The 14288-nt window shown below is 64.1% G+C and carries 12 protein-coding genes; 9 read left to right on the forward strand and 3 right to left on the reverse strand.

Annotated features, from left to right (window positions below; all coding sequences use genetic code 11):
• Positions 1 to 64: 64 nt before the first annotated feature.
• Positions 65 to 343, reverse strand: coding sequence for a DUF1153 domain-containing protein (locus BMI90_RS07725; protein WP_078527854.1), 279 nt, complete (start codon positions 341 to 343; stop codon positions 65 to 67).
• Between the two features lie 130 nt (positions 344 to 473).
• Here BMI90_RS07725 and mnmA point away from each other — a divergent pair, with 130 nt between their 5' ends.
• The gene (mnmA, locus tag BMI90_RS07730) at positions 474 to 1610 is read left to right on the forward strand and encodes a tRNA 2-thiouridine(34) synthase MnmA (RefSeq protein ID WP_078527856.1); all 1137 of its coding nucleotides are present in this window, start codon (positions 474 to 476) and stop codon (positions 1608 to 1610) included.
• A 504-nt stretch (positions 1611 to 2114) separates the two neighbouring features.
• On the opposite strand, the gene BMI90_RS07735 is transcribed toward mnmA, so the two are convergent.
• Entirely contained in the window at positions 2115 to 2486 is a 372-nt protein-coding gene (locus BMI90_RS07735; RefSeq protein ID WP_146671241.1) for a hypothetical protein, read from the reverse strand.
• 168 nt (positions 2487 to 2654) lie between these two features.
• Between BMI90_RS07735 and BMI90_RS07740 the strand changes: the two genes are divergently transcribed.
• The gene (locus tag BMI90_RS07740) at positions 2655 to 3656 is read left to right on the forward strand and encodes a ligase-associated DNA damage response exonuclease (RefSeq protein WP_078527860.1); all 1002 of its coding nucleotides are present in this window, start codon (positions 2655 to 2657) and stop codon (positions 3654 to 3656) included.
• Positions 3653 to 5221, forward strand: a complete 1569-nt coding sequence (locus BMI90_RS07745) for a cisplatin damage response ATP-dependent DNA ligase (RefSeq protein ID WP_078527862.1) — start codon at positions 3653 to 3655, stop codon at positions 5219 to 5221. The genes BMI90_RS07740 and BMI90_RS07745 overlap by 4 nt, the downstream gene beginning before the upstream one ends.
• 110 nt (positions 5222 to 5331) lie before the next feature.
• Here the strand turns inward: BMI90_RS07745 and BMI90_RS07750 are convergent, their stop codons facing one another.
• A complete protein-coding gene (locus BMI90_RS07750; RefSeq protein WP_246831507.1) occupies positions 5332 to 7119 on the reverse strand; it encodes an alpha/beta fold hydrolase in 1788 nt (595 codons plus the stop codon).
• Between the two features lie 251 nt (positions 7120 to 7370).
• On the opposite strand from BMI90_RS07750, the gene BMI90_RS07755 reads away from it, so the two are divergent.
• The 6 genes from BMI90_RS07755 to BMI90_RS07780 all read left to right on the forward strand — a co-directional run bounded on the left by BMI90_RS07755 (position 7371) and on the right by BMI90_RS07780 (position 14284).
• The gene (locus BMI90_RS07755; RefSeq protein WP_078527866.1) at positions 7371 to 8654 is read left to right on the forward strand and encodes an FAD-dependent oxidoreductase; all 1284 of its coding nucleotides are present in this window, start codon (positions 7371 to 7373) and stop codon (positions 8652 to 8654) included.
• Between the two features lie 403 nt (positions 8655 to 9057).
• On the forward strand, positions 9058 to 9225 hold the full coding sequence (locus BMI90_RS07760) for a DUF3096 domain-containing protein (RefSeq protein ID WP_246831508.1): 168 nt from the start codon (positions 9058 to 9060) through the stop codon (positions 9223 to 9225).
• 72 nt (positions 9226 to 9297) lie between these two features.
• On the forward strand, positions 9298 to 10737 hold the full coding sequence (locus tag BMI90_RS07765) for an MFS transporter (RefSeq protein ID WP_246831521.1): 1440 nt from the start codon (positions 9298 to 9300) through the stop codon (positions 10735 to 10737).
• 70 nt (positions 10738 to 10807) lie between these two features.
• Positions 10808 to 11290 (forward strand): Lrp/AsnC family transcriptional regulator, encoded by a 483-nt coding sequence (locus BMI90_RS07770; RefSeq protein WP_078528135.1) that lies wholly within the window; start codon positions 10808 to 10810, stop codon positions 11288 to 11290.
• Positions 11291 to 11393: 103 nt separating this feature from the next.
• Positions 11394 to 12869: an NAD-dependent succinate-semialdehyde dehydrogenase gene (locus tag BMI90_RS07775; RefSeq protein ID WP_078527870.1), complete on the forward strand. Its 1476-nt coding sequence runs from the start codon at positions 11394 to 11396 to the stop codon at positions 12867 to 12869.
• A gap of 44 nt (positions 12870 to 12913) precedes the next feature.
• Positions 12914 to 14284: an aspartate aminotransferase family protein gene (locus tag BMI90_RS07780; protein ID WP_078527872.1), complete on the forward strand. Its 1371-nt coding sequence runs from the start codon at positions 12914 to 12916 to the stop codon at positions 14282 to 14284.
• The last annotated feature ends 4 nt before the right edge of the window (positions 14285 to 14288 follow it).

A 14288-nucleotide genomic window follows, 5' to 3' on the forward strand; every position in this document is an offset into this window, starting at 1 on the left:
AACCGAGATATACATCAATTGGTTAATACCCCCTTACCTTGGCAGGTTTTTGCCGGGTTTCAACTCAAAGTTGTTTGTTTTTCTGAATTGCCGTCACCTTCAACCCCTGCATTCCATGTCGGGCGATTCCCTCGATCCACAGATCGAGCTCTTCATCCGACAACGCGTAGCGATCAATTACCTCACCGCGCGAGATCAACCCGTGAGCGACCGCCTGGACGATCGTCGCCTTGCGGCTGGCGACCCAGCGACGGGTCTCTTTCGGAGGCAGGTCCGCCCGGGTCAGGATGGTGCCATCGGCGAGCGTCACCGCCCGCGGACCATCGACTTTCTTGAGATACATGGGCTCACCCCCTCGTCGTCTTCACCTGGCAAGATTGGCCGCAGCGGGCTTAACAGCGGGTGAAACGCGGGGTTGTGAGTAGCTCGCATTTTCCTATATTCCTGCGGATCTCGTTAAAGGACGCTTCACCATGCCCAAGGATCAGCCGCTCAACTCGCTGGGCTTTGCCAAACCGCCCGCACAAACCCGCGTCGTCGTCGCCATGTCAGGTGGTGTCGACAGTTCGGTCGTGGCCGCGCAACTGGCCGAGGAAGGCTATGACGTGGTGGGAGTGACGCTTCAGCTTTACGATCACGGCGCGGCGCTGGCGAAAAAGGGCGCGTGCTGCGCGGGTCAGGACATTCATGACGCGCGCCGGGTGGCCGAGGAAATGGGCTTTCCCCATTACGTACTCGATTACGAAAACACCTTCCGCGAGGCGGTGATCGAGGAATTTGCCGACGCTTATCTGGGCGGGGCGACCCCGGTGCCCTGCATTCGCTGCAACGAACGGGTGAAGTTCAAGGATCTGCTCGAGACCGCGAAGGATCTCGATGCCGATTGCATGGCGACGGGCCATTACATCCAGCGCAAGATGGGCGCGAGCGGGCCGGAGCTGCATTGCGCGGCCGATCCGAACCGCGACCAGAGCTATTTCCTGTTCTCGACCACGCCCGAGCAGCTCGACTACCTGCGCTTCCCGCTGGGCCACCTGCCCTCGAAGGATGCGACGCGGGAACTCGCGGCGAAATACGGGCTGGCGGTGGCCGACAAGCCCGACAGTCAGGATATCTGCTTCGTGCCGAACGGGAATTACGCGAGCGTCATCGAGAAGCTGCGCCCCGGCGCGGCCGATCCGGGCGATATCGTGGATATGGAGGGCAATGTGCTCGGCCAGCATCGCGGCGTGATCCATTACACGATCGGCCAGCGGCGCGGGCTTGGCATCGGCGGGCTCGAAGATCCGCTCTATGTGGTCAAGCTCGATCCCGACACCCGCCACGTGGTCGTGGGCCCGAAAGAGGCGCTCTCCACCCGCACGATCCCGGTGCGCGAGATCAACTGGCTGGGCGACGAGCCCTTCACTTCGCGCCCCGAATGGCATCTGCGGGTCAAGGTCCGCTCGACCCGTCCGCCGCGTGACGCGATCCTCCGTCCGATCTCGGAAACGGAAGCCGAGGTCGAGCTGATCGAAGCGGAGGAAGGCGTCAGCCCCGGTCAGGCCTGCGTCTTCTACGCACCCGAGGGCAGCCGCATCTTCGGCGGCGGCTGGATCTACAAAAAATAGCGCCCGGCGGATTGCGTTCTTCGAAACGGCCCATGTATTTTGGGCCGATCCTGGCTTTTGGCTCGCGCCGCGCATGTCAGCTTGGAAACGCATCGCGATCGGGTCGTTTCCCGCTCTCGCGCCTGTGCCGAACGCCTTGCCCCTGCGCGGCTCCAGAAGACGGAAGCGATGGCCGGTTTCGACGCCGAGGCGATGACAGGGCGGATGATGATGCGGCTAATACGGATTGCGTCCGACAACGGACCCCGCTCCACGAGGATCAAGACGACCAGATCGACACGCGTCTTTTCGGAAGACGTTTGTTGCGCCATCGAAGCAAACCATGGCGGCGCAGGGCCAGACCCTCGCGTGAATGTCCCCCATGAGGCATTCATCGCGCGGGCCAGCGCGAAACGAACACGCGCGGCGCACCCGGACCGGGGCGCGCCGCGCTCTCGTGGCTGGATCCGTTTCCTCAGACCGGCACGTCACCGAGGCTCACCTCGTGGCGACCGGTCCGAGTTGCTACTTTCCCGAGGTCGCCTTCGCGATCGCCTCCCCTTCCTCGGTGGCCGTACGTACGGCGCGTTCAGCGATGCTGGTCATGGAGGTCGCGAGCTTCGACATCTCGGTCGCGTAATCGCTTGCGGTGCGCTGCCAGAACTCGCCCCACAGTCCCATCGCCTTGAGCGGGTCGGCCTCGTCTGCAAGCCGGCCCACCATCTCCTGATCACGTTCGAAGCGCGCTTTGAGGAAATCGAGCACTTCGATATTTTGCGAGATCAGCGCCTCCATCATTTTCAACTGAGGCGCCATTACCAAACTCACTCCCCCCATATCGGGGACCGGCATGCAGCCGGCCATATTCATCCCCGGAGGGCTCTTCTTCGTTGCCATCACAGCCTCCCTTGCAAGATTGAAAGACCTTACCACGCTTTTCGCGCGACTCCTTTGATTTGGAACAACCTATCGCGCGAAAAAATTACCTAGCGTAAGGTGCTGCGAAAATGAGCTAAATCGCGTCGGCTGCGTTTACTTCCCAAGCAATGCACTAAGTGAATCCCGATGCCCGAGCCGCTTTTGATCCCGCGTCCCGAGGGGCTGTATTGCCCTGCGGGCGATTTCTTCATCGACCCGAGTCGCCCGGTGACGCGCGCGCTGATCACGCATGGTCATGCCGATCATGCACGCGCAGGGCACGGCGCGGTTCTGGCCACGCGCCAGACGCTCGAGATCATGGCGATCCGTTATGGCGAGGATTTCGCAGGCCGGCGGCAGGCCTATGAAGGGCCGCTATCGCTGGGCGGCGTCGAGGTCAGCTTTCACCCGGCAGGCCACATTCTGGGATCTGCGCAGATCGCAGTCACTGCGGGAGGGCAGCGGGTCGTGGCGTCCGGCGATTACGCGCGCGTCGCAAATCCCTCCTGTGCGCCGTTTGAACCCGTACCCTGCGACACGTTCATCACCGAGGCCACTTTCGCGCTGCCGGTTTTCAAACACCCCGACCCGTCAGATGAAATCGCAAAGCTCCTCGCCTCGATGCACGCCGCCCCCGAGCGCGCCCATCTGATCGGCGCCTATGCTCTGGGCAAGGCACAGCGCGTCATCATGTTGGCGCGCGAGGCAGGCTATGATGCACCGATCTACATCCACGGCGCGTTGCAGAAGCTGTGCGACTATCACATCGAGCAGGGCATCCCACTTGGCGATCTGCGCCCCGCCACGATGGATAAGGCGCAAACAGCCGACCTGCGCGAGGCGCTTGTGATTGCGCCGCCTTCGGCCTTCGCCTCGCCATGGGTGCAGCGTTTCGCGGATCCGGTGATCGGTTTCGCCTCGGGCTGGATGCAGATCCGGGCGCGGGCGCGTCAGAGGGGCGTGGAACTGCCGCTGGTGATCTCGGACCATGTGGACTGGACCGATCTGACCCGCACCGTGACCGAGATCGACCCGGGCGAACTCTGGATCACCCATGGCCGCGAAGAGGCGCTGATGCGTTGGGCCGAGTTGGAGGGACGTAGCGCGCGACCGCTCCATCTCGTGGGCTACGAGGAGGAGCCGGAATGAAGGCCTTCGCCCGCCTTCTCGAGCGGCTCGCCTTCACGCCGGGGCGCAATGCCAAGCTTGACGCGCTGGCTGATTACCTCCGCCATGCGCCCGATCCCGAGCGCGGCTATGCGCTCGCCGCACTGACCGGAGAGCTGGAGCTGGGGCGCGCACAACCCGCCGTTCTTCGTGCAATGGTGGGCGAGCGGGTCGATCCCGAGCTGTTCGCACTGAGCTACGACTATGTGGGCGATCTGGCGGAGACCATCGCGCTGATCTGGCCTGCTGAGGCAACGCCGGAAGACCTTGATCTGCCGCTGATCGTCGAGACCTTGCAGGACACGCCCAAGACCCGCACAGGGCCGCTGATCGCGGAATGGCTCGACCGGCTGGCGCCGTCGGAACGCTACGCACTTCTGAAACTCGCAACCGGTGGGCTGCGCGTGGGAGTCTCGGCGCGGCTTGCCCGGGTGGCGCTGGCGCGGCTCGGCACACCGAGGCTGGAAGAGATCGAGGAGATCTGGCACGGGCTCACCCCACCCTATCGGCCGCTGTTCGACTGGATCGAGGGAGGGGAGAAGCCCGAACGCGCGGGGCTTGCACCCTTCCGCCCGGTGATGCTCTCCACCCCGATCGACCGCGCGGGGCTCGAAGCGCTCGATCCCTCCGCCTTCACCGCCGAATGGAAATGGGACGGCATCCGCGTGCAGGCCGTGGCCGAGGGCGGCGAGCGACGGCTCTATTCGCGCACCGGCGAGGATATCTCCGCTGCTTTCCCCGATATCGTCGCGCATATGGGCTTCGAGGGCGCGCTCGATGGTGAGCTGATCGTGCGGCGCGGCGCCGAGGTCGCGCCCTTCGGCGATCTGCAAAAGCGGCTCGGGCGGAAATCGCCGGGCAAGGCGCTTCTGGCTTCGCACCCGGCGGCGCTGCGGCTCTACGATGTGCTGCATTGGCAGGGCGAGGATCTGCGCGCCCTGCCCTTCGATGCGCGCCGCGCACGGCTCGAGGCCGCCGTCGCGGGGCTCCCGCCCGAACGCTTCGACGCCTCGGAAATCCTGCCCTTCGACGACTGGGACGCGCTCGCCGCGCTCCGCGAGGCCCCGCCGCAAGCGGTGATCGAGGGCGTCATGCTCAAGCGCCGCGACACGCCCTACATGGCGGGCCGCCCCAAGGGCCCGTGGTTCAAATGGAAACGCGACCCGTTCATCATCGACGCGGTGCTGCTCTATGCCCAACGCGGGCATGGCAAGCGCTCGGGCTTCTATTCCGACTTCACCTTTGGCGTCTGGGAGGGCGAGACCCTCGTGCCCGTCGGCAAGGCCTATTCCGGCTTCACCGACGAGGAACTGCGCCGCCTCGACCGCTTCGTGCGCAACAACACCCGCGAGCGCTTCGGCCCGGTGCGTTCGCTCGCGCCCGAACTGGTGGTGGAGGTGGCGTTCGAAGGGCTCAACCGCTCCACCCGGCACAAATCGGGCGTCGCGATGCGCTTCCCGCGGATCTCGCGCATCCGCTGGGACAAGCCCGCGCCCGAGGCCGACCGGATCGAGACCTTGCGCGAGATGCTGGCAACACAGCGTTGAGGCCGGAAAGGCGGTCTCTGTGCGAAGGTCTGAGCGATGCGCCTTCCAGCGCAAAGGGTCAGGCGCGGCGTCGGTAAGACGCCCGCGCCAAGGTCACGAAAATCGCCCGCTCACCGCCCCAGCACATAGTCGCCGGGCGCATCCGCCAACGCGCGATATTTCCGCCCCTTGCCCATCGGCGGCGGAGCGATCAGCGCCCCGCCATCCTTCTCGGCAAGCCATTTCGCCCAAGGCTCCCACCACGAGCCGGGAATTGTCTCGCTCGTCTCCGCCCACTCCCCCGGTCCCGGATGGGTCGCGCCCGCGTGATGCTCCATCAGGCGGTAGCGTGCCCGGTTCGAGCCCGGCGGCGCGACGATGCCGGTGTTATGGCCACCCGAAACCAGCGCGAAATTCACCTCTCCGGGCAGCGCCCAGGTCAGCTTGTAGACCGATTGCCAGGGCGCGATATGGTCGGCTTCGGTGGCCACCGCAAAGACCGGCGTCGAGATGTCCTGCAAGAAGACCGGCTGCCCGCCCGCCTGCATCCGCCCCTCGGCCAGATCATTGTCGAGGAAGAGCTTGCGCAGATATTCCGAATGCATCTTGTAGGGCATTCGCGTCGCATCATGGCTCCACGAGGCCAAGGCGCTATCCTCCTCGCGCTCACCCATCAGATAGGTATGCACCGCCTGAGACCACACGAGGTCTTTCGATTTCAGCATCGAGAAGGTTCCGGCCATCGCGGATTTGTCGAGATAGCCCTCTTCCCACATCATGTCTTCGATCAGTGCGAGCTGGTCCTCGTTGGTGAAGAGGCTCAGCTCCCCGGCCTCGGTGAAATCGACCTGAGCGGCGAGCATGGTGAGCGAGGCAAGCCGCGTATCGCCGTCGCGCGCCATCGCTGCGGCGGCCACGGACAGCAAGGTGCCGCCCAGACAATAGCCCAGGCCATGCACCTTCTCGGCCCCCGTGATCTCGGTCACCGCATCAAGCGCGGCCATCACCCCAAGCTCGCGGTAATCGTCGAAACCGAGGCAACGATCTTCTTCGCCCGGATTCTTCCAGGAGACCGTGAAGACAGTAAAGCCCTGCCCCACGAGCCAGCTGATCAGCGAATTGGTCCGCTCGAGATCGAGGATGTAATATTTCATGATCCATGCCGGTACGATCAGCAGCGGCACCGGATGCACCTCCTCGGTCGTGGGCGCATATTGGATCAGCTCGATCAGCTGGTTGCGCAGCACCACCTTGCCGGGGCTGAGCGCGACATGCTCACCGGGGATCAGACTTGGTTCGGGTTCGCCATTGCCGCCCATCGCCTTGAGCATGTCTTCAAACAGGTATGTCGCCCCGCGTACGAGGTTCGCGCCCCCCTCTTTGCGGGTGCGCGCGATCAACTGCGGGTTGGTTGCGAGGAAATTCGACGGCGCCGCCATGTCGAGAAACTGGCGCGCGGTAAATTCCATCATCTGGAGATGACGATCCTCGACCCCGTGAATGCCCGTGGTCGCGTTGTGCCACCATTGCTGCGCGTGAAGGAAGCTTTGCGCATAGAGCGAGAAAGGCCAGTTCTGCCATTCGGGCGCCTTGAAGCGCCGGTCTTGCGGCAGGGGCTCGAGCGGCTGCGCCTCCGGGTCGTCGGCGCGGTGCGGCCCCATCTCGCGCATCAGGTGGAGCCATTTGCGCCCCGCCTTCCAGCCCAGCTCCGACTGTTTGCCGGGGCTCATCGCGAGATGCGTCGCCCAATCGGCCCAGGCCATCCCGAGCGCGACCGGCGAAAGACCGCCCTCTGCCCGCCCGAGAAGCGCGTGAAAAGCCCGATCAAGCCGCGCGAAGGATTCCTCTGCCGCCGCACGCGCCTCTTGCGCCTCGCGCTCTGTCGCGTCGGCGCCTGACCGTTTGCCGAAATCTTTCATCGCTGCCTCCTGCCTACTCATCGCACCCACTCCTGTCGCGCGGGGACTTTAGCACCCATGGGCTAACAGGAGTTTGACATGCAGCAAATACAATCCCTTTTTTCGGCACTGCAGCAAGACGCAGGATCGTCTGTTCACGGCCGATCCCGGCAACTCACAACGCCGGGAGAGCGCTGAAATATCGGAACTGCGACCTTCCCGCATCGGTTTTGATCCCCAGATCAGGCCGAGAAGGCAAAGGAGTAACGACGATGAACAAGCGTTTCGCCAAACCACAGGTTCTTGTTCTCGGTGGCAATTTCGCCGGGCTGGGTGCGGCCCAGAAGATCCGGGATTACGCGGGCGACGCCTGCGACATCACCGTGATCGACCGCAAGGGCTATCTCGATTTCATCCCCAATATCCCGCTCGAGGTCTTCGAGGGGCGCGACCCGGCCGTGACGATGCACATGAACCTCGTCGAGGTGCTCGCCAAGGACGATATCGCCTTCAAGCAGGCCGAGATCACCGGCATCGACATTGCGGCCAGAACGGTCTGGATGCGCCCTTCCGAGCGCCCCGGCGCGCCGGAATACACGATGAGCTACGACTATGTCGTGATCGCGCTCGGCGTGCGTCTCGCCTATGACGATATCGAGGGGTTCGCCGAATACGGCCATACCGTCTCGGACGCCTTCCACGCCAACCGGATGATCGACTACCTGAAACACGACTATCAGGGCGGGCCGATCGTCGTGGGCTCGGACCGGTTCGAACAGGGCCACAAGGGCCGCCCGGACTGGCTGCCCACCGCTCTGGCCGCCTGCGAGGGCCCACCGGTCGAGGTCTCGCTCTCGCTAGCCCATTGGCTCGAGGAAAACGGCAAGGGCGGCGCGAAGGATATCACCATTTTCACCCCGGCTGAGCTGATCGCGGAAGACGCGGGCGAGAAAGTCGTGGGGCAGCTGCTGGACGCTGCGGGCGCGATGGGGTTCGGCTATGTCAACAAGGTCGAGGGGATCAAGCGCCTGACCAAAGACACGATCGAATTCACCGATGGCCGCAGCCTGCCCGCCGAGATGAAGGTGATCTTCCCGAACTGGAAGCCGCATGACTTCCTCAAAGGGCTGCCGGTTTCCGACGAGGTGGGCTTCATCATCACCGACATGCGGATGCGCAACCCCGATCACCCAGAGGTCTTCGCCTGTGGTGACGCGGCCGCGATCACGGTGCCGAAGCTTGGCGCGATCGGCCACCAGGAATGCGATGTGGTCGGTCGTCAGATCGCGGGCGATCTGGGCAAGCTCTCGAGCGCCGAGGCCAACAAGGAATGGCACCCCGAGGTCGTCTGCATCGGAGATATGGGCGGCGGCAAGGCCTTCTACATTCACGCGAACAGCTGGTTCGGCGGCGATATCCAGGAACTCCGCATGGGCAAGATCCCCTATATGCAGAAGGTCGCCTACAAGGAGCTGTTCTTCCGCAATCACGGTCGCGTTCCGGGCTGGGGCGTGCCCCTTGCCGAATGGAGCGCGGAAAACCTGATCCGGGCCTGAGCCCGCACGGATACGGATGCGCGGGGCGGTTTCTCTCTCCCTTTCCACCCCCGGTTACCCAAGGGGACCTCGCGCGCCGTCCCGACCTGCTTCCGGGCGTCTCTCTCGCTCCTGTCTCGCGTCCGGAAGCAGGCTCTCACTCCCAACTCCCCGCCTGTGCAAAGGGCGGGGTTTTGTCCTGCCAAAGCCCTCTTGCGACACGGCTGCGCGCGGACGCACACAACGGCGTGTCCCTCGGGAACACGACCCCCGCTGACCGCTTTTCCTTTCAACACGACCAAGGCTTCGCACCAGGCGTCGGCTCACCCTCGAATCCCGTCCATGGCACAAGCGACACAGATATATCCCCTTGGCAGAAATGCATTTTCTGGCCCTCTCGGGCTGCTAGCAATGGAGTAGCAAGATGATATTCACAGGCTCGATGTTGATGGTCGCGCCGGTTATGGCGCTTTTCGCAGGGGTGCTGATCCTGATCTTCCCGAGGCTCCTAAGCTATATCGTGGCGGCCTATCTGATCGCGATCGGGCTGGCGGGTCTGTTTCCGGTGCTTGCAAGCTCCACGATGGGGTGACGGAAGCGAAAACCGCGCTAGCTTTGCCGGGTCATGCTGTGCAGGCTTCGTGAAAATATCATTCCGTTGACGGTGGCGCTTTCGCTTCTGATGGAGCTGATCGACGCCACCGTCCTGGCCACCGCGATCCCGGTCATCGCGCGTGATCTCTCCGTGCCGGTGCTGTCGCTGAAAATGGCGATGGCGACCTATCTGATTGCGCTTGCGGCCTTCGTGCCGATTTCGGGCTGGATTGCGGATCGCTTCGGCGCGCGCCGCACCTTTGTCGCGGCGATGGGTGTCTTTCTCATGGCCTCGCTGCTTTGCGCCATCCAGACGAGCTTGACCGGGTTGGTGCTCGCGCGCGCGCTGCAAGGGATCGGCGCCGCGATGATGAGCCCCGTGGGGCGTCTGATCGTATTGCGCCACACTTCCAAGACCGAGATGACGCGCGCGATGGTCTATGTCACCTTGCCCGCGATGATCGGACCTGCGATCGGGCCTTTCGTCGGCGCGACGGTGACGACTTTCCTGGGCTGGCGTTCGATCTTTCTGATGAACCTGCCCCTCGGCGCGCTGGCGATCTGGTTGACGATGCGCCACATGTCCGCCGATGGCCCGCCCGAGCCCAAACCCTTCGATTTTCCCGGTTTTCTCCTCTCCGCCCTCGGACTCGCCGCCGTCATGACCGGGTTTTCCGCCTTGGGGGAGCATATCCTCCCCTGGCAGGTGGCCGCCGGGCTGAGCGTGACGGGCGTGGGTCTGCTGATCCTCTACTGGTTGCGTGCGCGGCGCACGCCCGAGCCGCTTTTGGACCTGCGCCTCTTCCGGCACCGCACCTTCGACGTCTCGATCACAGGCGGGCTGATTTTCCGCCTGTCGAACGGAGCGATCTCGCTGCTGCTGCCGCTCTTTTTTCAGCTGGGCCTTGGGGCGTCTGTCATGCTCTCGGGCGCTCTGACCGGGCTCAACGCGTTGGGCGCGGTCAGCTTGCGCAGCTTCGTGCCGCGCATCCTTGACCGGTTCGGTTTCAAATGGGTGATGATCTGGGCGGCGGTGGTCCGCGGTGCCGCGATTTTCGGCTTCGCGACCGTCACCAGCCTCACCGACTGGCAGCTGATCCCGCTCCTGCTGATCGGAGGCGCGGCGCAATCGGTGGTCTTCACCGCCGTGAACTCCATCGGTTTCGCCGATCTCGACACGCACGAGATGAGCCCCGCCACTGCCTTCACCGCGATGAGCCGACAGGTCTCGCTCGCGCTCGGGATCGCGCTGGCGGGCGTGGTTCTCGAACTCACGGCAGGATCAGCGGCGGCGACCACGGGGGCAGAGATGATCCCGGTCTCGGCCTTCGTCTGGGGCTTTTTGATCGCGGGCGCGACCGGTCCCCTCTCGGCCGCCTATTTCCTGCGCTTGCGCCGGGGCGATGCGGACGGTCTGCGCCGCAAGCGCCAGCCGGTCGAACCCTATGGCAGTTCGCGCGAACGGTTCCGCGCACCTGCCGAGGATGAACAGCGCGAGGCGGCGGAATAATCGAGCGAGAAAATCAGGCCGGAAAATCAGGGATGCGGAACGGCTTGACCCGGTGTAGCGTGGCGCCATGATCAAGCTCGACCCCCGCGATATCGAGATCCTGCGCGTGCTGGCGCGCGAAGGCCGCATCACCAAGGCGGCGCTGGCCGAGAAGATCAACCTCTCGCCCACCCCTGCCTGGGAACGGCTGAAGAAGCTGGAAAAAGCGGGGCTCATCGCGGGCTATCGCGCAACCTTCAACCTCAAGAAACTCGGGCCGCATGTGACGCTGTTCGTGGCCGCCGAACTGGCCGATCACACCGCCGCCAGCTTCCAGACCTTCGAGCGTTCGCTCGATCAGCACCGAGAGGTGGTGGGGTGCTGGGCTTTGGGCGGCGGCTTCGATTACCTGATGCAGATCGTCACGCGCGATATCGACGCCTATCAGAGGCTGATCGACTCGATGCTCGACGCCCGGATCGGGATCGCGCGTTATTTCACCTATATCGTCACGAAAGAGGTGAAATCCGCAGCGATCCCGCCCTTCGAACTCTTTGCAGACCAAATGGACTAGGGCGGGCGCGTATTTCAGCCCAAATTGGGCGCATCGACAGCCCATTTGGCCTGATCTTCTGGCCGGGCCGGGCGAGAGTGATCTCATCAAGGAGGTCCCGCCCATGCTCGACACCGCCATTTCCGCCCGCCCCGACATTGCCGACAAGCGCCTGCTGCGCAGCTTTGCCTATGTGAACGGCCGCTGGATCGCGGGGGAGACGGGCGAGGCGATCCCGGTCACCAACCCCGCCAATGGTGAGCGCCTGGGCGACGTCACGGCGCTGAGCCGCGCCCAGTCCCGCGCGGCCGTGGACGCCGCGCAGACGGCCTTTCTCGACTGGTCGCTGACCCTGCCGCAAGAGCGCGCAAGCATCCTGCGCCGCTGGTTCGATCTGATCATTGCGGCGAAGGACGACCTCGCCCGGATCATGGTGCTCGAACAGGGCAAGCCACTGAGCGAGGCGCGCGGCGAGATCGACTATGCGGCAAGCTTCATCGAATATTACGCCGAAGAAGCGAAGCGCCCGAATATCGAGGGCGTCACCTCGCATCTGCATGATGCCGAGGTCGAGCTGTGGCTGGAACCCGTGGGCGTCGTGGGCCTCATCACCCCGTGGAATTTTCCCGCCGCGATGCTGACCCGCAAGGCTGCCGCCGCGATCGCGGCTGGCTGCACCGTGGTCGCGCATCCTTCGCATGAGACGCCCTTTTCGGCGCTGGCACTGGCGGAACTGGCCGAACGCGCGGGCCTTCCGGCGGGCGTGTTCAACGTGCTGACCGGCCATGCGCCGAACATCGTCGAGCCGTGGTGCGAAGACACCCGTGTGCGTGCGCTCTCCTTCACCGGCTCGACCGAGGTGGGCCGCCTACTCTATCGTCAATCGGCTGACACGGTGAAGCGGCTCGTGCTGGAACTGGGCGGCCACGCACCGGTGATTGTCTTCAAAGGCGCGGATCTCGATCAGGCGGTCGAGGAAGTCATCAAGGCGAAATTCGCAACCTCCGGGCAGGACTGCCTTGGCGCGAACCGGATCTATGTCGAACGGCCCGTCTATGAGGAATTTTGCCGCCGCTTCACCGAGGCCACGCAAGCGCTTACCGTCGGCATCGGCATGGACGACCCCGATATCGGCCCGCTGATGAACGAGAAAGCCATGGCCAAGCAGGAGGAACATGTCGCCGACGCGCTCGCGAAAGGCGCGAAGCTCGCCTGCGGTGGCAAGCGGCTGGATCGCGGCTCTCTGTTCTTCGCGCCGACCGTGCTTATCGACGTGCCGGACGAGGCAAAAATAATGCGCGAAGAAACCTTCGGCCCGGTCGCGCCCATCGCGCCGTTTGACACCGAAGAAGAGGTCTTCGCCAAGGCCAACGCCACCGAATACGGGCTCGTGGCCTATGTCCACTCCCAGAACCCAAAACGCATCTACCGTGCCACGCGCGCGCTGCAATTCGGCATGGTCGCGGTCAACCGCACCAAGGTCACCGGCGCGCCCATCCCGTTCGGCGGCATGAAGCAATCCGGCCTTGGCCGCGAAGGCTCCCGCCGCGGAATGGAAGAGTTCATGGAAATCAAATACGTCTGTCGAGACTGGGGCTGAAACCCCCGCCCTCCCGGACGCGATACACGAAGAAGGAGAGAAAATTGCTGACCAATGACCAACTCGACAAGTGGGATCGCGAAAGCTTCTTCCACCCCTCGACCCATCTCGCCCAGCACGCGCGCGGCGAGTCCCCGAACCGCATCGTCACCGGCGGCAAGGGTGTCTTCATCGAGGATCGCGACGGCAACAAGCTGCTCGACGGCTTCGCTGGGCTTTACTGCGTGAACGTTGGCTACGGGCGCACCGAGATCTCCGAGGCCATCGCCGAGCAGGCAAAGGAGCTGGCCTATTACCATGCCTATGTCGGCCACGGCACCGAAGCCTCGATCACGCTGGCCCATATGGTCATGGAGCGCGCGCCCGATCACATGTCGAAGGTCTATTTCGGCCTGTCAGGCTCGGATGCGAACGAGACCAACATCAAGCTGGTCTGGTATTACAACAACATCCTCAACCGCCCCGAGAAGAAGAAGATCATCTCGCGCTGGCGCGGCTATCACGGCTCCGGGCTGATGACCGGCTCGCTGACGGGGCTGGAGCTCTTCCACAAGAAGTTCGACCTGCCGCTTTCGCAGGTGATCCATACGGAGGCGCCCTATTACTTCCGCCGCCCCGATGCGGCGATGACCGAAGAGGCCTTCACCGCCTATTGCGCGAGCGAGCTCGAGCAGTTGATCGAACGCGAAGGCCCCGACACCATTGCCGCCTTCATCGGCGAGCCGGTTCTGGGCACGGGCGGCATCGTGCCCCCGCCGGCAGGCTACTGGGACGCGATCCAGAAGGTTCTGGCCAAATACGACATCCTGTTGATCGCGGACGAGGTCGTGACCGGCTTCGGGCGTCTGGGCTCGATGTTCGGCTCGGATCACTACGGCATGAAGCCCGACCTGATCACCATCGCGAAGGGGCTGACCTCGGCCTATGCGCCGCTCTCGGGAACGATTGTCAGCGACAGGATGTGGAAGGTGCTCGAGCAAGGCACCGATGAGAACGGCCCGATCGGTCACGGCTGGACCTATTCGGCCCACCCCATCGGGGCGGCGGCAGGGGTAGCGAACCTCGCGCTGATCGACAAGCTCGGGCTGGTCGAGAATGCGGGCAAGGTCGGCGCCTATCTCAACGCGCAGATGAAGGCGGCGATTGGCGAGCATGTCCATGTCGGCGACATCCGTGGCGAAGGGATGCTCTGCGCGGTCGAGTTCGTCTCGGATCGCGACAAGCGGACCTTCTTTGACGCCTCCGAGAAGGTCGGCGCGAAGATCGCGGGCGCTATGGTCGAGCGGGGCGTGATCGGCCGCGCGATGCCGCAGGGCGATATTCTGGGCCTCGCGCCGCCGCTCTGCCTCACCGAGGCCGAGGCCGACAAGATCGTTGAAGTCACCGCCGATGCGGTGAAAGCGGTTCTGGGTTAAGTCT

The sequence above is a fragment of the Thioclava sp. L04-15 genome, from assembly GCF_002020275.1.
GTDB classification, from domain to species: Bacteria; Pseudomonadota; Alphaproteobacteria; order Rhodobacterales; family Rhodobacteraceae; genus Thioclava; species Thioclava marina.

Excerpts from the sequence above, each read along its gene's own strand:
- BMI90_RS07725 (WP_078527854.1), bottom strand. The coding sequence starts at position 343 with ATGTATCTCAAGAAAGTCGATGGTCCGCGGGCGGTGACGCTCGCCGAT.
- mnmA (WP_078527856.1), top strand. The coding sequence starts at position 474 with ATGCCCAAGGATCAGCCGCTCAACTCGCTGGGCTTTGCCAAACCGCCC.
- BMI90_RS07735 (WP_146671241.1), bottom strand. The coding sequence starts at position 2,486 with ATGGCAACGAAGAAGAGCCCTCCGGGGATGAATATGGCCGGCTGCATG.
- BMI90_RS07740 (WP_078527860.1), top strand. The coding sequence starts at position 2,655 with ATGCCCGAGCCGCTTTTGATCCCGCGTCCCGAGGGGCTGTATTGCCCT.
- BMI90_RS07745 (WP_078527862.1), top strand. The coding sequence starts at position 3,653 with ATGAAGGCCTTCGCCCGCCTTCTCGAGCGGCTCGCCTTCACGCCGGGG.
- BMI90_RS07750 (WP_246831507.1), bottom strand. The coding sequence starts at position 7,119 with ATGAAAGATTTCGGCAAACGGTCAGGCGCCGACGCGACAGAGCGCGAG.
- BMI90_RS07755 (WP_078527866.1), top strand. The coding sequence starts at position 7,371 with ATGAACAAGCGTTTCGCCAAACCACAGGTTCTTGTTCTCGGTGGCAAT.
- BMI90_RS07760 (WP_246831508.1), top strand. The coding sequence starts at position 9,058 with ATGATATTCACAGGCTCGATGTTGATGGTCGCGCCGGTTATGGCGCTT.
- BMI90_RS07775 (WP_078527870.1), top strand. The coding sequence starts at position 11,394 with ATGCTCGACACCGCCATTTCCGCCCGCCCCGACATTGCCGACAAGCGC.